General features: G+C 33.1%; 19 protein-coding genes. 2 read left to right on the top strand and 17 right to left on the bottom strand.

The features are described from left to right. Positions 1 to 2,882: choice-of-anchor L domain-containing protein (locus tag AC2D8I_RS12895; RefSeq protein ID WP_484706432.1), on the bottom strand; the 2,882-nt coding region annotated here is incomplete at its 3' end. Positions 2,883 to 3,482: 600 nt separating this feature from the next. On the opposite strand from AC2D8I_RS12895, the gene AC2D8I_RS12890 reads away from it, so the two are divergent. Both AC2D8I_RS12890 and AC2D8I_RS12885 read left to right on the top strand, forming a co-directional pair. Next, positions 3,483 to 3,842 (top strand): DUF1304 domain-containing protein, encoded by a 360-nt coding sequence (locus AC2D8I_RS12890; protein ID WP_484706431.1) that lies wholly within the window; start codon positions 3,483 to 3,485, stop codon positions 3,840 to 3,842. 106 nt (positions 3,843 to 3,948) lie between these two features. Further along, the gene (locus tag AC2D8I_RS12885; protein WP_484706430.1) at positions 3,949 to 4,761 is read left to right on the top strand and encodes a mechanosensitive ion channel family protein; all 813 of its coding nucleotides are present in this window, start codon (positions 3,949 to 3,951) and stop codon (positions 4,759 to 4,761) included. Here AC2D8I_RS12885 and tsaB read toward each other — a convergent pair whose 3' ends face one another. The 16 genes from tsaB to AC2D8I_RS12805 form a co-directional block, all read right to left on the bottom strand. Continuing rightward, on the bottom strand, positions 4,762 to 5,439 hold the full coding sequence (tsaB, locus tag AC2D8I_RS12880; protein WP_484706429.1) for a tRNA (adenosine(37)-N6)-threonylcarbamoyltransferase complex dimerization subunit type 1 TsaB: 678 nt from the start codon (positions 5,437 to 5,439) through the stop codon (positions 4,762 to 4,764). Position 5,440: 1 nt separating this feature from the next. Continuing rightward, positions 5,441 to 6,775, bottom strand: coding sequence for a TolC family protein (locus AC2D8I_RS12875; protein ID WP_484706428.1), 1,335 nt, complete (start codon positions 6,773 to 6,775; stop codon positions 5,441 to 5,443). Continuing rightward, entirely contained in the window at positions 6,765 to 7,886 is a 1,122-nt protein-coding gene (locus tag AC2D8I_RS12870) for an efflux RND transporter periplasmic adaptor subunit (protein WP_484706427.1), read from the bottom strand. The genes AC2D8I_RS12875 and AC2D8I_RS12870 overlap by 11 nt, the downstream gene beginning before the upstream one ends. 75 nt (positions 7,887 to 7,961) lie before the next feature. Next, positions 7,962 to 9,206 carry an ABC transporter permease gene (locus tag AC2D8I_RS12865; protein WP_484706426.1) on the bottom strand — a complete coding sequence of 415 codons (1,245 nt, stop codon included), beginning with the start codon at positions 9,204 to 9,206 and terminating at the stop codon, positions 7,962 to 7,964. 2 nt (positions 9,207 to 9,208) lie between these two features. Further along, the gene (locus tag AC2D8I_RS12860; RefSeq protein WP_484706425.1) at positions 9,209 to 10,438 is read right to left on the bottom strand and encodes an ABC transporter permease; all 1,230 of its coding nucleotides are present in this window, start codon (positions 10,436 to 10,438) and stop codon (positions 9,209 to 9,211) included. Further along, positions 10,431 to 11,132: an ABC transporter ATP-binding protein gene (locus tag AC2D8I_RS12855; protein ID WP_484706424.1), complete on the bottom strand. Its 702-nt coding sequence runs from the start codon at positions 11,130 to 11,132 to the stop codon at positions 10,431 to 10,433. Before AC2D8I_RS12855 ends, AC2D8I_RS12860 begins: the two co-directional genes overlap by 8 nt. 135 nt (positions 11,133 to 11,267) lie before the next feature. Continuing rightward, positions 11,268 to 11,492 (bottom strand): hypothetical protein, encoded by a 225-nt coding sequence (locus AC2D8I_RS12850; protein ID WP_484706423.1) that lies wholly within the window; start codon positions 11,490 to 11,492, stop codon positions 11,268 to 11,270. A 48-nt stretch (positions 11,493 to 11,540) separates the two neighbouring features. Next, positions 11,541 to 12,089 (bottom strand): DUF420 domain-containing protein, encoded by a 549-nt coding sequence (locus tag AC2D8I_RS12845; RefSeq protein ID WP_484706422.1) that lies wholly within the window; start codon positions 12,087 to 12,089, stop codon positions 11,541 to 11,543. Positions 12,090 to 12,147: 58 nt separating this feature from the next. Beyond that, the gene (locus AC2D8I_RS12840; RefSeq protein ID WP_484706421.1) at positions 12,148 to 12,891 is read right to left on the bottom strand and encodes an SCO family protein; all 744 of its coding nucleotides are present in this window, start codon (positions 12,889 to 12,891) and stop codon (positions 12,148 to 12,150) included. Then, on the bottom strand, positions 12,878 to 13,612 hold the full coding sequence (locus AC2D8I_RS12835) for a hypothetical protein (protein ID WP_484706420.1): 735 nt from the start codon (positions 13,610 to 13,612) through the stop codon (positions 12,878 to 12,880). The genes AC2D8I_RS12840 and AC2D8I_RS12835 overlap by 14 nt, the downstream gene beginning before the upstream one ends. A 91-nt stretch (positions 13,613 to 13,703) precedes the next feature. Then, positions 13,704 to 14,084 carry a cytochrome C oxidase subunit IV family protein gene (locus tag AC2D8I_RS12830; RefSeq protein WP_484706419.1) on the bottom strand — a complete coding sequence of 127 codons (381 nt, stop codon included), beginning with the start codon at positions 14,082 to 14,084 and terminating at the stop codon, positions 13,704 to 13,706. A gap of 59 nt (positions 14,085 to 14,143) precedes the next feature. Next, a complete protein-coding gene (locus AC2D8I_RS12825; RefSeq protein WP_484706418.1) occupies positions 14,144 to 15,145 on the bottom strand; it encodes a cytochrome c oxidase subunit 3 in 1,002 nt (333 codons plus the stop codon). A 139-nt stretch (positions 15,146 to 15,284) separates the two neighbouring features. Then, positions 15,285 to 15,866 (bottom strand): cytochrome c oxidase subunit 3, encoded by a 582-nt coding sequence (locus tag AC2D8I_RS12820; protein ID WP_484706417.1) that lies wholly within the window; start codon positions 15,864 to 15,866, stop codon positions 15,285 to 15,287. A 2-nt stretch (positions 15,867 to 15,868) separates the two neighbouring features. Further along, the gene (gene cyoE, locus AC2D8I_RS12815) at positions 15,869 to 16,756 is read right to left on the bottom strand and encodes a heme o synthase (RefSeq protein WP_484706416.1); all 888 of its coding nucleotides are present in this window, start codon (positions 16,754 to 16,756) and stop codon (positions 15,869 to 15,871) included. Between the two features lie 105 nt (positions 16,757 to 16,861). Continuing rightward, positions 16,862 to 18,973, bottom strand: a complete 2,112-nt coding sequence (locus tag AC2D8I_RS12810; RefSeq protein WP_484706415.1) for an energy transducer TonB — start codon at positions 18,971 to 18,973, stop codon at positions 16,862 to 16,864. Between the two features lie 125 nt (positions 18,974 to 19,098). Then, on the bottom strand, positions 19,099 to 19,905 hold the full coding sequence (locus tag AC2D8I_RS12805; protein WP_484706414.1) for an energy transducer TonB: 807 nt from the start codon (positions 19,903 to 19,905) through the stop codon (positions 19,099 to 19,101). Between the last annotated feature and the right edge of the window lie 9 nt (positions 19,906 to 19,914).

Raw genomic sequence — 19,914 nt, 5'->3', positions numbered from 1 at the left:
ACACAGCCTGTTACTGTATTGTCTAATCTTACATAAATTGTTATAGGGGTTACAACTGTATTTGTATACAGTGGCCCTATAGGGTTTACTGGTACCTGTGCATCTGCTAGTGTAGCATAGTAAGACGCGACTACATTGGCTTGACCATTTATTGCGACTGCATCATTTGCAGTCAAATCGAATGTAGACAATCCATTGGTTGCATCACCATCATCATCATTATCACATACCGCATAATCTGCTAATACTGGAATTGTAGGCAGTGGATTCACTATTAAGTTAAACGTGGTATACCCATAACATATCGGGCTTGCGCTATCATCTACTCTAACATGAATCGTTTGTGGAGAACTTCCATTAGTATAAGCTGCTGGGTTTGCGATCGGGTTCGCAGGGGTCTCTGCATCTAGCTGACTTTCATAGTAGGTTACCGTAACATTTGCTGGATTTTGCGCCCCTAATATTGTTGTGGTCTGTGTTGTTAAATCAAAAACCTCAACACCATCATTCGATAAATCATCACATATCTCCATATCTAAAGGTTGTATCGCTATTGTTCTAGGATTCACTATTAAATTAAACACTGATGCTACCGAAGCAATATAACACCCTGAATCTACAGCACTCTCCACTCTAACATAAATAGGTTCTGGATTAGCCACGTTAGTATACGGGCTAACTAATGCTCCGACTCCACCGTCTGCATCTGCAAAACTCAAATGATAGGTCACAATGAAATCTGCTGCTGCCTGCGCTCCTAATATTGAAGCTGTTTGAGTTTCTAAGTCGAAAGCTTCAACTCCATCATTTGTAATGTCATCACAAACTTCCATATCGGCTGCTGGATTTAACACTACATCTAAGAAATTAAGAGTAAACATATCAACAGCGGGACACATTTGTGTCGCTGCGTTTTCAACTCTAATATAAATAACTTCCCCATCGGCACCTATATATGCTGCAGGGTTAGCAATAGGGTTGAATCCCCCTGTATCATCCCCTGTAGCATCAACCAATGAATTATGAAAAGAAACGCCATATATAGTTGAATCCTGAGTACCCAATGCAGGAACAGTATTTTCAGTCAAATCAAACATTATAGCTCCTGAGCCATCATTACACACTGTCAAATCATTCACTGTATCGACTATAGACCCCGGAATAAACTCTACATAAACCTGATCTGTAGAAACACAAGACGCTGCAAATATTATATCTACAGAATATGTTCCTGTCTCAGTAACATCAATACTTGGCCCTGTTTCTCCTACAATAACATTACCTTCATAATACCATGTGTGCACCACAGAAGCATCAATCCCTGTACTTAATGTTAAAGGAGAACCTTCACAAACAGCAGTTCCTGCTGTAATTGTAATATCATCCCCCAAGTCTCCTCCTAAATCAAAGCTACCTGCTTTTAAAAAGACAGCTGCATCATATTGAGTATCTTGATCGTCGGCAATTACGAGTTTAATTCTATAAGGGTTATTAGGTATTACATTAGAAAAAGCTGTCATAGGCACTGTTCTTCCTATAAAATTTGTAGGATTGGTTCCTGCTGGAAGCCCTCCATTCCCATAAAAGGTATCGAAAAACGTAGGATTAACCGATGCACAGCCACCATTAAACGCCATATCTCTTACATTAAGCACAGAAACTACGTCTGTTGTTCCAGGAACAATGGCTAAATTGGTTGTTATTCCCGTTGTTTGATCTGTTAAAAGAAAAGCAAAAGCATCGGTAAAAGAACATTGAAAATTGCCATACTCTTCAGAAGCAAAAATATAATCAAAACTAATCGTATTAGATGAAGGTACAAAATCAAACTCTATGTACGATGCATTATTTGAGTCTCCTGATGTTATTCCAATGGCATTTTCTAAATCAGCATCACCAATCCATGCTCCACTTCCGTTACTTTGTGTATTTGTCTCAGGCCCTTCAGCAGCGGTGGCTGCCCCTGTAGTTAATATAATTCCACTATTAAATGCAAAAGGACCTCCTGAAGTAAAATAGCCAATCCCATTTGTACTGCCATAATTAGTACCTGTACTAAATCCTATATTTGAAACCCCTGCACATTGACTATTTATAAGAACATCTGTTATAAGTTCAGAAACCGTATAAGTAGTTATATCTACATCTAAAAAAGGACTCAAAACGACAATTGTTATGGCTACAGATTCAGAACAACCTGTGGGATTAGCATCCATAGCTGTAAAAGTCGTTGTATAAGTTCCTGGGCTATTAAACGTGTGATTTACCATTTGTCCATTTGCATTTCCGCCATCACCAAAAACCCAATTATAAGTCGCCCCTGTAGGGTCATCTGAAAACACTGCACTCCCTTCGAAGACAACATTTGTTCCCAATGCAACTTCAATAACACCTGCACCGTTAGCAACTGGAGTGGTAGAGTCTATCGTTGGAGTTATAGTTTGACACGCTTGCATACAAGAAATATTTGCAGCCCAACCTATAGTCGGATTAGCAGCATCACTAACAAATTGAAGAGTTAAGCAACCCGTAGCACTTGTTGTAGAAGCAGAAACAGCACCTGGATTATTGGCAGCCCCGCCTCCTGAATAAGTTCCTAAAACTGGGGCTGTAATATCATCTCCATCATAAATCGTTAATACATCATTCCCTCCCTGCGTTCCAAAAGATGTAAAATTCAATGAAACAAATTGGTCTACTCCATCCGGACAAAGTGTTAAAACAAAGTTCTCACTATTCCCATAATTTGCAGTACCTCCTCCAGAATCATACAAGACACCCGTACATTGATTAAATGTTCCATTCTGCATCAAAAGATCTTGACCTTTTGCTATAAAAATGGAAAAAAATAAAATTGTAAATAATGTAAAGTTTCTCATCATAATTTAGGATTTATTTTTTTATAATCTATAATAGAAATGCAATTATACTAATAATTAGCCACTTTAAATAACATTATCAACACACTTACACCAAACAACATGATAATTATTTATTTTTTTAATAAAAAAATAAATTAATTGTTATAATTATAGAACAATCATAAATAACAATCTCCTACCTTTATCGTAATTTTTTAAATTTAAACACTACTAAAATTATTTAGACAGCATTATTTAATACGAAGCTTACTGGATAGTCATTTAAGTTTAACCCTGTTAATTTTTAAAACTAAAAATTAATTAACTTTGATTTATGAAACTCCTAAATTTCTTTTTTTATAGTCTTTGCTAGCTGCAAAAATCAAAATAAAACCCCTATGACACATTTATTCACCAATATAAATAAACCTTACTTATTACGACACCTCACACCCATGTAAACCACTATTTATTAACGCCCTACCTAAAAACCCTTAAATTTATATTTGCATAAATAATGCGTGTAAAATACCTGTTTAAGACATTAAAGAGACTAACCAATTATTAAACAATTAAAACAACTTGTAACCTTAATAACATTATTTAAACCCGAATATACTTATGAAACTAATAACAGATATACTAATAGTTTTTGTAGCTATTGAACACTTTTATTTTTTAATACTAGAAATGTTTTTATGGACTACACCTAAAGGCATTAAAACCTTTGGATTAAAAAATAAAACTTTTGCTGAAGAGACTAAAACACTAGCTGCAAACCAAGGTCTATATAACGGATTCTTAGCTGCTGGATTAGTATATTCTTTAATTACAAGCAATATTAATTTTTTGAGTTTCTTTTTAACTTGTATTATTATCGCAGGTATTTACGGAGCCTATTCTACGAAAAAAATCAGGCTATTTTATGTGCAGTCCATACCAGCTCTTTTAACTTTAGGTCTTATAATTAGTCAAATCTAAATTCATACCGCTTCTAAAACTAGCAATTTAACGATAATAATAACATTCAGGTTATCTTATAAAAACAATTAATTAATTTTGTCCTCTAAACAAAATACAGCATCAAATGGACGTACAAAAATGGATTGACAAAAGCATGGATATAGTATCGCAGTATGGCTTTAAAGTTATAGGCGCTATTGCCATATGGATTATTGGATCATGGGTCATTAAAAAATTAATGAAAGCCATTAATAAACTTATGTCTCTTAGGAGTTATGATGAGAGTCTTAAAAAATTCTTATTAAACTTAATGGATTGGGTTTTAAAAATATTATTAATATTATCTATTCTAGGTAATTTAGGAATAGAAACAACCTCTTTTGCCGCTGTTTTAGCAGCTGGAACTCTAGCTATTGGTATGGGCCTACAAGGTTCTTTATCCAATTTTGCTGGCGGAGTCCTTTTAATGATCTTTAAACCTATAAAAATTGGAGATTTAATAGAAGCCCAAGGAAAGCTTGGTGTTGTAAAACATATCGAAATATTTACTACAAAAATTTTGTCTCCTGAAAATAGAGAAATTATCATTCCTAATGGGACATTATCTAATGGTACGATTACTAACTATTCCTCAGAAGGGTATTTAAGAATAGATATAACTATTGGTGTTAGCTATGATTCTAACATTAAAGACACTAAAAAGGTCTTAATGAGTGTCTTAACAAATAACCCAAAGGTTTTAAAAGAACCAGCGCCTACGGTTAATGTTTCCGAATTGGCTGATAGCTCGGTTAATTTTTCAATAAGACCTTATGCTACAGTAGAAGATTACTGGGATGTACACTTTGGCACTCTAGAGCAATGTAAAGAGGCTTTAGATGCTGCCGGTATTGAAATCCCTTACCCACACTCTGTAGAAATTCACAAAAATGAATAATTAAGGTTTTTTCTTGGGCTTAAGTGCTACAAAATCTTTTAAATAATACGGTTCAAAATAAGCGACATCTTCGGTGTCGTTTTTTTTGAACTTTTTATAAGCTAACAAACTCATTTCATTAGCTGAAGGGAGCTTACCTTCAATAAAAACAGCATTTTCATGCTGTATTAGTGTTTTTGTTTTTTCAACACCATTACCAATAAAATGCACTTTTTGATTAATTAAGTATTCTGAAAAAGCATTTTCTTCCAATATTTGGGCTTGCGTTTCCCTTAACAAATTGTATGAATTAGAAAAAACTGCGGAATACACTTCCATACGCCTAGCGTCTAACATTGGTACTATAATTCCATTTTCAACCACAACTTGATTAGCCAAAGCTTCTAGTGTAGAAACAGAGATTAATGGTATCCCCAAAGCAAAACACAAGCCTTTTGCTGCAGAAACCCCTATTCGTAAACCAGTATAAGACCCAGGGCCTTTACTTACAGCAATAGCATCCAATTGAGATCGTTTAATAGTTGCTGCTTCTAAAACGTTTTCTATGAAAACGTGTAATTGTTCTGCGTGAGAATAATTCGTATTATAATCTTCTTTTAAAAGTAAAGTCTCTCCTTCTTTTGAAAGAGAGACTGAACAATTAGTCGTTGCGGTTTCTATGTTAAGTATTGTAGCCAAATTATTCTGTTATTGGTTTGCCAAGATAGAAATCTAATACTTTTGTTTTAAATACAAAATCATATTTTGCATTTATTAGAGACGATTCTGCATTTATTAAGCGGATTCTTGCTTGTTCCAAATCAAAAACACTCATCGCTCCAATATTGTAACGTTCTTTGGCATTTCCGAATGCCAACTCTTGAGACTCCAACGATTTTGTTGCCGCTTCGAATGTTTTAAGTGCTGCCTGTGCATCGGTAAAGGCGCGTTGTATATTAGACTCTAGTGTTAGTTTTGCCTGTTCCAAATCTAACTGAGAATTCTCTTCTGCTATTTTAGATTTGGCTACTGCAGTTTTATTAGAAAATCTAGAGAAAATAGGAATACTAGCATTTAAACTTAAATTATGTGCCTTGTTAGCATCTAACTCATCAAAGAATGGTTGCTTAATTGCATCTATATTAGATTCAGAATAAGATGATAAAAATCTATAACCAAGAGAAACCGTAGGGTAATATCCACTTTTAGATATCTCTGTATTTATCTTTGAATTCTCAACATTCTTTTCTGCGACCTTAATCTCTCCTCTATTGGCATAGGCATATTCTAAAATAGGCTTAATGTCATTATACATTAAAGCTACAGATGGATTCTCTACAGTTATAATATCTACATCAAATCCCTCATAAGGAACCTGCAATAGTTGTGAAAGAGACAACAATGCTAAATTATAATTATTCTCTGCAACTGTTACACTTTGAGAGTCATTACTAAGTGTTGCCTCCGAATCGTAAATATTAGCTCTTGGTTGTACTCCTGCCTCTACCAAATCGGATACTTGTTGGAGTTGTTTTTCGGAGAAGACATACTGAGCTTTTGCTGTTTCCAAACGTTCCTTATTAAATAGTACATTTAAATAGCCATTGACTACATTTAATGAGATATCATCCTTAATTCTATTTAACTCTAGTTCATTTGTTTCTAAATTTAATTGAGATTGTTTATATAAGTTTGTATTTCTATATCCATTAAAAATTGTCTGGTTTGCACTAAAACCATAATCAGTCGAATACCTTGTGTTATTATTAACTGTTAAACCTGTATTACTATCAACACCAAAACCAACGTTAACACCTTGTCCTAAATTCGCTGCTAAAGAAGGTAAGAATTGTCCTTTGGCTGCTTTTATATCTTGTTCATTTATTAACAATGTATTCTGAATTCTTTTTACAGAAATATTATGCTCTAAAGCATGATCTACACATTCACTTAATGTCCATTTTTTATCTTGTGAAAAAGCTGAAAATCCTACAAGAACGGTTAAGCCTAAACCTAATATTTTTTTACTCTTCATCTTCATCATTGTTATCTTTTGATGCTTTATTCCAAACTTTAATTTTATCCCCTTCTTTTATTCCATCTTCAAGAATTTCAACATTAATCCCATCTGAAAGCCCCAAAACTACATTTTTCTTTTCAAATTTACCTGCTTCTTTTTGAATTTCAATAAATGGTTTTTCAGTAATTCTATTAAATTGAAGCAATGCTTCTTTTATAACCAATACACTGTCCTTACTCGCCATCTCTATTTCTGCATTAGCACTATAGCCCGCTCTTATTTTAGTAGAAGGCTCTACGGTTACATCTGCTTTTATAGTAAATTGCACGGCACCATTCTCTTCTTTCCCTTTTGGCGCTACAAAAGTTAACTTTGCAGGAAAGTCTTTTTCATTTATTGCACCTAAAACCACCTTAATATCTTTTCCTTCTTCCAGTTTGCCAACTTCTGCTTCATCTACTTTTCCTTCAAAAATCATTTTGCTCATATCTGCAATAGTAGCGATAGTTGTTCCTGCATTAAAATTATTACTTTCAATAACTTGATCGCCTTCTCGCACAGGTATTTCTAATATGGTCCCAGGAATTAATGCTGTAATAATCGTGTTTGCCGAACCACCACCAGAAAGCGATCCACGTTTAATGATTTGATAATTGTCTTTTGCTTGATTTAATGATTCTAAAGCTTGGTTTAATGCTAATTCACTATTCTCGAAATCTTGCTTAGAGATAACACCTTTATCAAAAAGCGTTTTATTTCTATCGAATACTATTTTTGCATTATTATATGTGATTTTTGCTGAAGCGATCTGGCCATGAGCTCCAACCAAACTTTGTTCATTTGGCACCACTCTAATCTTAGCGATAACATCGCCTTTATTTACAATATCACCTTCTTCTACCGTAATTTCATCTATAATTCCTGAAATCTGTGGTTTTAATTCCACTTCTTCTTCAGGGTTTAATTTCCCTGTTGCCACAATTTTTGTTTTCATAGAAGTGTAAAAAGGTTCTGATACTTTAAAATCTTCAACAGATTTCTCATTAGAGTCTTTAAAATATTTTAATACGACTACTAAGGCAATTAGAAACCCAAGTCCTAAAATGATTTTTAATGCTTTTTTCATTTTTATTTAATTTGCTTTATTGATTGAAAGGTCCTTAATTCGTTTACTTTCGCTTATTTTTTTGATTGATTTAAATTATTCTTCTCGCAATGCTTCTATAGGTTTTATGCTTGTTGCTTTAAATGCTGGAATTAACCCTATTAGGGTGCCTAAAACCACCAATGTTGTTAAAGCTATAAAAACAACCGCTATGGAAACGGAGGCGTTTACTAATATTGCATCGTCACCTTGTCCCCATAATGTATCTATTAAAATTAAAAGTCCGCCGCCAAATACGATCCCTATTAGCCCTGCTACAAATGTTAAAAATACGGCTTCTATAATAATCTGAGATTTAATTTCTAGTGGTGTAGCACCAAGTGCTCTTCGCACTCCTATCTCCTTAGTACGTTCCTTAATAGTTATGAGTAAAATGTTTCCTATAGAAAAAACGCCTGCTATAAGTGTTGCTATACCTACAAACCAAGTTAAAAACTGCATCCCCGTTAAAAACCCAGTCATTTTAGCAAATTCTTTCCCTAGGTTGAAGCTTCCAAAAGCGCGTTTGTCTTCTGGATGAATTTTATTTAAGTTTTTAAGTAATAACTTGGCATCCAATTCTATTTGTTTAATATCGTATTCTGGTTTACCAGTAATCATCATCCATCCAATCTCGTTTCCTTGATTGTAAATTTGTTGAAATGTAGTAAATGGAATATGCATATCACTTGTTGGTCCCATATTAACGTTTCCATTTTCAAACATACCAATGACCTTAAAATTCATACTATTAATTTGGATATATTCTCCAATCATTTCTGAATCTTTCTCAAAGAGTTGCTTATAAATTTCTTCAGAAATTACAACAACTTTCTTATGTTCGTCAATATCGCTTTGGTTAAGAAAGCGCCCGCGAACAAGTTTCTTTTTCTGCACTTTATCTAATAATGGATAATCTCCATTTATGCTAAAGGTTCCAGACAAAAAGTTTCTAACAACTAATGCTTGGTTTTGATTTCTTGGTACAACAAACTCAACACCTTCTATATTTTCAGCTACTTTTTTTGCATCATCTAAAGATAAACGCACACGCTTTCCTTCTTGAAACCCTTTAAACGGTTTACTTGTATTTTGTCCCCAAACAAATACACTATTTGTGGCAAAACTCCCAAATAAGCGATTAAAAGAGTTCTCCATTCCTTTTGCACTACCTAATAAAACGACTAATAAGAAAATTCCAAAGCCAACTCCAAAAGTAGTCACAAGTGTACGTAGCTTATTTTTTCTAATACTATCGTATAGCTCTTGCCATGTATCTCTATCAAATAAAAACTTTATCATAATTAATCGTCTCTAAGTGCTATTATCGGTTTAATTCTTGAGGCTCTTCTTGCAGGTAAATACCCCGCTAAGGCTCCTGCTAAAATTAATGTAATTGTTGCTCCTATAACCAGGTTGATACTGACACTTGGGTTAGTAATAAAATAGTCTTTAAGCGATGGTCCTATTAGTTTTAATACCCCTACACCTATTAAAAGACCAACATAACCCGCCAATGTAGTAATTAGTATAGATTCTAATAAAATGATAGATACAATAGACTTTGGAGAGGCCCCTAAGGCTTTACGTATCCCGATCTCTTTAGTACGTTCTTTAACAATAAACACCATAATATTACTTATTCCTGTAATACCTGCTATTAGTGTTCCAAAACCAATAAATAGTACTATAAAGCTAAGAACCGTTGTCATTTGATTTATACCTTTAGATTGCTCCGCCATATTAAATATTCGTATTGCTCTCTGATCATTCGAAGCTACTGAAAAACGATCCTTTAGCTTTTTTGTCAAGTCATTACTAAATGAAATCGCTTGATCAAAATTCATCTTTGGGTTATACGTTAAGTTTATCTGATCTACATATTCTGTATTTCCATAAATTTGTTGAGCAGTACTTATTGGCATATAAATCATCCGCTCTTCATTGTCTCCTCCCTTATCTTCAAATACACCAATAACTTTATATTGTATGCCACTTAAATTAATATACTTACCAATGGCTGTTGTTTTTAAAAACAAATCTTCTTCAACTAAACGGCCTATAACAACTACTTTTGTTTTATTATCTACGTCGGATTGGTTTATAAAGCGTCCATGTGTTACAAGTGTATTCTCTAAATATTGATGATCTGGATGGCATGCTCTTACATTGTAGTTGCTTTTTTCATTCCTAAAAGAAGCAATAACATTTTTATATACTCTTGAAGTAATATACTGTACATTGTCTCCAAAATCGTCTTTCAAATAATCGTAATCTTTATTTTCAAACTGAATTCGTCTTCCCGCTTGCAAGCCTTTATGTGCTTTGGTAGTTCTGCCTGAACGGATAAATATGGCGTTATTAGCATCATCAACAAAGGCTTCATCAAAAGTATTATTCAAACCATTGGCCATCCCAAATAAAATAGCAAACAATAATATCGCAAATGCCACTGTAAAACCAGATAATAAGCTTCTGGTCCTGTTCATATTTATACTTTGAAATATTTCTCTCCAAAGATCTCTATCAAACATATTGCTCGGCTCTTACTTGGTTTACAAAAGCATCTTCCATAATCACCCCATCTTTTAAACGCACTATACGCTTACACATATTGGCTATATCTTCTTCATGGGTTACCATTAGTATTGTTTTACCCTCATCATTTAACGATTGGATAAATGCCATAATCTCATGTGATGTTTTGGTATCTAATGCGCCTGTAGGTTCATCGGCTAATAATAATTTAGGATTTGCGGCTAAAGCTCTAGCTATGGCTACACGCTGTTTTTGCCCTCCAGACAATTCATTAGGCAAATGATGAGCCCACTCTTTTAAGCCTACTTTCTCTAAATGAAAAAGTCCTTTTTCAAGACGTTCTTTGCGCTTTAATCCTTGATAATATAACGGTAATGCTACATTCTCAATCGCATTCTTATAATTAATAAGATTAAACGATTGAAATATAAAGCCCAAAAATTTGTTCCTATATATCGCTGCTTTTTTTTCTGTAAGATTTTTAATGGGTACATTATCTAAAATGTAATCGCCTTCATCTGCTTCATCCAACATCCCAATAATATTAAGCAATGTTGATTTTCCAGATCCTGAAGACCCCATAATAGCAACCATTTCTCCACTTTCGACTGAAAGGTCTATTCCTTTTAACACATGCAGACTTGAGTCTCCTATTGGATAGGACTTATGAAGCTTCTTGATTTTTAGCATAATTGACTGTTTTTGATTGATTATGACTTAACACAATATCAATTAGACTACAAAGAATAGAAATTGTTACAGTAATTATTTAAATAAAACGTTAAAATAGTTAAGAAACTTATTTAACAAGACAAAAAAAGCAATTTAAAGCTTATTTTTCACTTTAAAATACTTTCTATATATAAAATATCCTAACCCAAAAACCAAGATATAAGGTATCGCCATTAAATAAACTATCCCATTATTTATACCTTTTGCCGCCCCCTGACCATCTTCATTTTCTAATACAGCACGACACATTGCGCATTGTGCATCTACAGGAATTACTGTTAAAAAAAGGAACACTAATAATACGATTGTTTTTTTCATAAACTAGTTTTATAGAACATGCTTTTAAATAAAAAAGTCCTTTTGCTATTAAATATAATATGGAGAGATCATTAAATACACTACAACTCCTGTAATAGCTACATATAACCAAATAGGGAATGTTATTCTTGCAATTTTTTTATGTCTTTCAAAGTTATTCGTGATCGCCCTTACATAGGTTATTAAAACAAAAGGAATGACTGCAATAGATAATACAATATGGGTTATTAATATAAAATAGTACACATAACTTATAAGGCCCTCACCTCCATATTTTGTAGAATCGCTAGTCATATGGTAGGCGATATACATTAGCAAGAAACTCACAGATAATGCAATTGCGAGCTTCATTAAACGCTCATGCAGTCTTATTTTTTTCTTACTTATAGCCCAAAAAGCAATTATTAACACAACTGCTGTAATTCCGTTTACTGTAGCATAAATAGGTGGCAGGAATGACAATGGTTCGACATTGAACCCTAATTTCCTAAGATTCACTCCAAATAAAACAGCTACAGCTAAAGGGATTATTACAGATAATGCGACTATCCATTTATTATATTTCTTCTCGTTTTGTATATTCTCTAAATGATCCATTGTAACTGTTACTTGCCTAGATTTTTTTATACTCTATCTGCTGTTAAGAAACGAATAACTATTCGTTCAATAATTTTTTTATATCTTCTTTTAGCATTGAAATTTCTTCAGCATTTCCATCTTCATCCATCTTCTCTTCTTCACTAATAACACCTTTATAAAATATCTTTGGATTACCAAAAGCATCTAATCTAGAACGGATAAACCCTTGTTTATCTATTAATGCAAAATCTCCTGAATGTTCAAAACCTGCTTCAACTTCTTCATTGCGTCCAACAAAAATATTGAATCCAATATTAGCTAAATCGTATATTTTTTCTTCAGCGCCTGTCATTAAATTCCAATTAGGATTGGTTACACCATAACGCTCGGCATAAGCCTTTAAAACTTCTGGCGTATCGAGCTCTGGTGTAATACTAAATGAAGCGACTCCAAAGGCATCGCTCCCTTTAAATACATTTTGAATCTCAATTAAATTCTTATTCATTCTTGGGCATATCGTTGGACAAGTAGTAAAGAAAAATTCAACAACATAAACTTTCCCTTTATAGTCTTCCTGAGATACTATTTTACCATCTTGATTGGTAAAACTAAAGTCTGGCACTCGTTTTCGATTGCCTTCTATTTCGATATAAGACAATGCTTCATTGTTGGAAAAGTTATTATCCTGTCCAGCACTCATCCGTTCATTTCTCGTAATATCGTTATTCTGTATCCTATTTATTATTTTAGGAATAAATAAAATTCCAAATAATAGGATAATAAATGCGATCCCTATATATGAATAATTATTTTTTTTCATCTGATTCGTTTTTAGGTTTTATATCATCAGCTCTCCTACTAGTGGAGTTAAAGTCCCCTTTACGTTTTTCTCTATACTCTGTAAACAAGACACGCATATCATCTGCTCCCATCTTATTTTTTAATATTGCTACTTCTGAGCAATTATAAGCTGTTAAAGGATATATTGCTGCGCTATTTTCTATTTCTTTTTTTGTTCTATCATCTAAACGCCCGCGTTGATTTAAGTCCTTATCTATAATAAAAACACTATCAGTTCCATAATTTTCATCTAAAATTAAACTCGTTCTTAAACTATTAAATAGACGAGTTATGTCGTTTTCATTAGCATATATAAAATGTAAAAACTCTAAGGGCTTGTATTTTGTTAATTCAAGTTTTAAACGCTCTGCTTGCGTTCTTGCCTTTTCAGGCACAAGTAATACCACTTGAAATTTTTTAAATCCCTTAAACTTATCATAAATAAGTTCTTTTAGATTAGAAGTTTCTGTGATTTTGGATTCTGGATTTTCACCTAAAAAACCTAAAACAGTTATATGGTTTTTTAAAACTATAGCCTTATTCGCATTAGACGGCAAATTGGCAATATCTAGAACATTATGCTTTACAACCTCTAAAGGTTTATAATTATTTTCTGAAGGCAATAGCATTAATAAAAAAGCAACAGGGAGAAAGAATAATATTCCCAATACAATGTTTTTTTTTGCTGACTTTTTATTCATTGAATTCTATTCTTTTTTTAACATTACAAAAATAAAAAAGGTGGTTTAAATAAACCACCTTTTCTTTATGTTTAACACCTTATCATGTGTGTTAGAAGTCTGTTTTTATAAAACCATTACTATATACATTCTCTATGTAACTCCCTTCTTTTAATAAAATAAAAACAAGGTAACAGATTAAGAATACAGCAACCCATACCACCATACGTCTTAAACTTTTAGTTTCATCGCGCATGTGCATAAAATCCCAAGTAATATAATATGCTTTTACAATGGTTAGTATAATGAATATCCAATTTAGTATTTTCATCCCTAAAACCTTCGCCATCAAACTTTCTGGCTTATATATCCCTAAAGCAACTTCTATTATTGTTATAAAAGTTAAGAAGATTAAAACTCCCCAAATTTTTTGAACATTGGATTTAAACTTAACTGAACCTCGAAATATTGCTAATTTATGCTCGTGTGCCATTTTTTTAATATTCTATTTTTACGCCCCTTATAAGGGCTGTTTTGTTATCAATCGAAAAATTATACCAAGTAGAAAAAGGTAAATACAAATACCCATACTAGATCGACAAAGTGCCAGTATAAACCAACCTTTTCAACCATTTCGTAATTCTTACGTTTCTCATACGTTCCTAATATCACATTAAAGAAAATAATGATATTAATAACGACTCCTGAAAATACGTGAAAACCATGAAAACCTGTTATAAAAAAGAAAAAGTCTGCAAATAGTGGCGATCCATACTCATTAACTTGAAGATTAGCCCCATGCACTACTAACTTTCCATTTTCATCTATTAATTTTAAACCTTCTGCTCTAGACAAGACTGTTTTCTCTCCCTCTTCATTTAGAATTTGAGTTCTAACTAAAACCTCTGTTTGAGCTTGTAAACCAGCATAGACTTCTGCGATAGTAAACTCAGGCAATGCCGGTTCAGACACATACCATAAACCACTTTTTCTTTCATGCAAAACCCTTTCAGAATGTGTATCTTTAATTGCGAAATCACTAACAGCTACACGTTGAAATTTTTGAGTTCCATGATCATCTACATATTTACCAAACTGTAATATATTTCCACCTTTAGTTTGCACAGCACCATATTCCCCTTTTATGAATGTTCCCCATTCCCAAGCTTGAGAGCCAACAAATATCAAACCACCTAATACTGTTAAAAACATATACCAAGTCACTGCTTTTTTCTTCATATGATGTCCAGCATCAACGGCTAACACCATTGTTACAGACGACATAATCAATACAAATGTCATAAAAGCAACATAATACATTGGATAGTTCCCGTGGAAAAATGGAACGTGTGTAAACACCTCATCGGCTATAGGCCAAGAATCAATAAATTTAAATCTAGAAAAGCCGTAAGCAGCTAAGAAACCTGAGAATGTTAAAGCATCTGACACGATAAAAAACCACATCATCATTTTACCATAACTTGCTTTTAAAGGTTCATTTCCTCCTCCCCAAGTTTTACCTTCTGTTCCAGTATTTTCAACTGTAGTATTCATATAGTTTAATTAGTTATTAAAATGTGGCACAAAAATAATCATTTTATTTATCTAAAGAAACATCGGTTGACTAAATTTTAAATAGTCGATAAAATGTTTCCAACAATACGGTTTTAGTCAATGAAAAAAGAGACGGAACCTACATAAAAAAATATAAAAACAAAAACAGATAGATCCAAAGTATATCTATAAAGTGCCAAAAGGTCCCTGCTAATTCGAAACCTAACATATGACTTGCAGTATACTTTTGTTTAAAATGATTATAAATTACAACTAAGAGACAGATTAACCCAGCAACGACGTGCAATATATGCACAAAAGCTATTAAAAAAATAAATGAAGCCTTAGGATCACTTGTTGGTCCTGTTACATAATACCCTAAATTTATTAGCTCACCAAAACCTATAAACTGAATATAGATAAACGCAATGCCTAGTGCTAATGTTACCAGCAGAAAAACACTCGTCATTTCTCTATTCCCTTTTTTAAGGGCTTGCTTGGCTAGAATAAAAGTGATACTACTTAAAAAAATAACCGCAACACTTACAATAAAGATACTAGGTAAAATTAAATCTTCTGACCAATCTGGTCGTGAACTACTAACTATTACAGCACTTGTTAATCCTGCAAAAGACATAATAAGTGATATAATTCCAAACCAAAGCATCATTTTTTTAGCTCTGTTGTTTTTTTCCTCTAAAGTCCCTTGTGTTAAGTCCATAATTATCTAATAAATTTATCTATAACGTACACAATTTGAATTAATGTAATGTACGAAACGCTTGCCAGCATTAATTGTTTTGCTGCTTTTTCTGTCATTTTTTTAAACAATTGAATCGCATAATATAACATAAACAGTCCCAATAAGAATACTATTATGGTTGCAACTATAGACAGCTTAAGTTCTCCTGTAATTCCTAATACAGGGACAACAGAAACTAAGATAGTCCATACTGTATACATAATAGTTTGTACCGCCGTTCCTCTATCCTGCTTACCTGTTGGCAACATAAAAAAGCCACCCTTTTTATAATCTTCAAACAAAAACCATCCTATTGCCCAAAAGTGAGGAAACTGCCAAAAAAACTGTAAAGCGAATAAGGTACCTGGTTCAATACCAAAATGATTTGTAGCTGCAACCCAGCCTAACATAAATGGAATAGCTCCAGGAATGGCCCCTACAAATACAGCCAAAGGCGTTTTGGTTTTTAATGGAGTGTAAACGCAAGTATAGAGGAAAATTGAGATTGCTCCAAACATTGCCGTTTGTGGATTTATGACGTAAAGAATTGCAATACCTAAAACCGTAAAAACACTAGCTATTATAAAAGCTGTACTAACAGTCATTCTTCCTGCAGGAATAGGCCTATTCTTGGTGCGTTCCATCAAAACATCCAAGTCTTTTTCTATAATTTGATTAAAAGCATTTGAAGCACCTACCATAAAATATCCTCCAAACGCTAATAATATCAACACCTTATAGTCTACGATATCGACTCCTAATAAATAACCTGCTATTGAAGAAAAGACCACGCTTAATGCTAATCGCATTTTAGTGATTTCTTTAAAATCTGAAACTAAAGAATGTTTTACTGTTGTTGTAGTACTCAAAGTATTTTGCTTTATCACTTCATTAAAAGTGCTTTATTGCGTGTGCAAAGATACTTTATAAAACTATATTGACCAATGCTAAATAAAAGTAAATTATAATTCTAACTATAAATCAAAATACCAATTAAACAAATCGGTTCTAAGTCCTAAATTAAACCACACAGTACTATTATCTACAAGTAAACCTGAGTTTGTTTCTGGGTTAAAATTCCTATAACTAACATTAGCAAACACTTTTAAATTAGATGCTGGGTTTACCAAATAACCGCCTTGAATACTAGCATTTATGGTTTTTGTTTTAACACCTTGTCCTATCTCTACTCCTGTATCAAAAGGCCTATTATCATAATCGGCATACACATTACCTCCGTAACTAAAATCATCGACACCATCATTAACATCTAAACCCCTCAACCCCGCTATCAATTTTGCTTCACCATACCAACGCTTATAACGATAGCGTCCAATTACAATTAGTTCTTTAAAATTAGCTCCCCAAAGATGCGCAAAAGACTGATTATTATGGCCGTAATTAAGCACAACCGTATTATGAGAATACGTATAAGGGCGCACTTGATTATACTCTATCTGAAACATTAAATTTTCAATTTTAAACGCATTATAGTATTTAAGACCTAATTGATAACCATATTTATTTTTCCAACTCTTTTCACCTCCCTTTATATCATTTAATGAAAATTCATCTAAAACAAATTGTCCATATAAATTAACTTTATCACTCCATTTATATTTAATAGATGCTCCCAAGACTGCATTTCCTGCGTCTTGACCTGTCTCAAACTCTATTGCTCTGTAAAAGATGATTGGATTTAAATAATTAACATCAAACCCACGATCGTTTGAATTGGTCCAAATCACGGATTCAAAAAAACCAAGATTTAACCTCTTACTTACATTCCAACTTAAATAATGATTAGCAATATATTTTGTTGCAAATGCGCCATCTACTGTTACTTCGGGTCTTACATCTCGTAACCAAGACCAGGTATTCGTATATTTTATTTTCCAAAATTTAGTATTCAGTTTTAAAAATGGATATGGACTAGACACATCACTTTGCAACAAGGAACGATAACCATCACCTATAAAGTTCTTCCCGTGTCCAAACTGAATATTAATAAATTTAACTGGCGAGTAAGACAAATAAGCCTCTGCTACTGGGTAATCGTAAGCATCTTCTTTAAACCGCTTAGCAATTCCTCGGCCTGGAATTATTGCTGGATCTGGACCAAAAGCTTTTAAGCTTTCGGCATATTCGTTATAATATTGAGGAAATCGTCCCTGACTTTCAAAAACAGAAGCCGAAAAATTAAATTTATCTCCAAGACCACCTTGCACATACACCCCTCTAGTATTATTATACGTATAATTAAAATCTGCATCAGTATCTTTCCCTAACTCTAAATCAAAAACAGGATCCATAGTAAACCAGTAATCCTTACCTTGAAGCTGTACTAAATGTGCATTCCATAATTTTCTCCCCATCCAAGAGCTCACTGTTTTCTTCAACTCTTCTTGTGCCGCTTCCAAGTCATAATACCTAGAAACATCATCATAAAGCAAAGGCTTTGCAGCAGTATGACTGTTAGTGCCTATTAGATTAATTGCGCGATCAAACTTAGCGTAATCGCTATGAGTAAATGGTATGTTCAATTGACTTTTATACGCCTTATTAGTATAAGGGACTACTGAATCATTAATCTTATCAAACTCAGATTTAGCACGCTTTTCAAGCAGAGTTAGCTCGCCTTCTATTGTTTTCGAATCAGACAAATCTTGAGTTAAAACTGTTTGCGCTTCTAATGGTATTTTTAGAACTATAGAATACTGTTTAAAAACAGGACTCCCATTATAAGTTCCGGGCTCTATTTTTGGAAATGTTTTAACGACACGGATTGCTTCTGTTTTTAACTCATTATATATAGCATCTACATACATCACCCTAAATTGACCTGATGCATTGACTTCAAAAAGAATAACAACATCACCTTTATAACCTTCACTTAAAACAATCTCTGGAATTTTAAAGTTTTTATATAACAAATCGAACACCTGGCTATCAAAACATTTCTGAAGATCACTTATAGTTTCTGTTTTACAGCTATCAAAAACAGGAGGCTTATTATAAGAAGCGCTCTCTTGTGAAAAAACGAACGACTGAACACATAGTAATGCAACTAAGATACAATACTTCATAATGGCAAAATGGGGTTTATTTGAAGGCGGAAAGATACTCTTTTTTTAACAACGAGAAAACCCAAAAAAACCCTTATCTTTACTATAGGATAAGGGTTTAAACGATACAATATAAGGCAACTTATTTAATTATTAACATAAAGCGTTATAGGAAGACTATACATTACTTCTACAGACTTACCATTATTTTTTCCTGGTGTCATTTTCGGTATTTTTGCCACAACTCTATTCGCTTCTTTTTCTAACTTATGGTGCGGCCCTTGTGTTTTAAGAATCTCAACATTGCCTTCTTTATTGATTTTAAACGAAACATATACTTTTTGTTTCCCTGTAAGTCCTAATTCACCTCCCAAATCCGTATCAAACCGCTTTCTTATCAACTTGCTCAATTTATCAGACATGCATTTTCTACGCGCATCATTATCCTTAGATTTCTCACAACCAGGGTAGATTGGCACCTTTTGAACCGACATAATATTTACCAGCTCTTCTGGTTTTTCAATATCAAGACTCTTATCATCATCAGCGAGTACTGCTTTTTTTTCAACAGGTTTTTCTTCAGAAGCTAGACCAAAAACCTTCTTAACTACAACATCATCTTTAATAACCTCAACGGCATCATTTATAACCTTTGATTCCACTTTCTCAACTTTTGGCTCTACTTTTTCAGGCTCTGGCGCTTTATAGATTTCATAATTATTCATCACATACACAACATCTTCTTCAACAACATCTGATACTTGATCATATTCATTTTCCGCATAGGAAAAGGTCATTTCTAAAGCCGTGTAGCTTGCCAGCAAGCATATAATTAACCCAATCTGAAAATATAACGTTGAGTTTTTTTGTAAATTTGCACTATGCTTTTGTGATTTTGCTGCAGTTTTGTCGTTTTGGCGAACGACACTGTAGTTTTCATTAAATTGTTTCATAATAATTAA

The organism is Lacinutrix sp. YIN62 (assembly GCF_057219185.1).
This window is presented reverse-complemented; position numbering and strand designations above follow the sequence as displayed.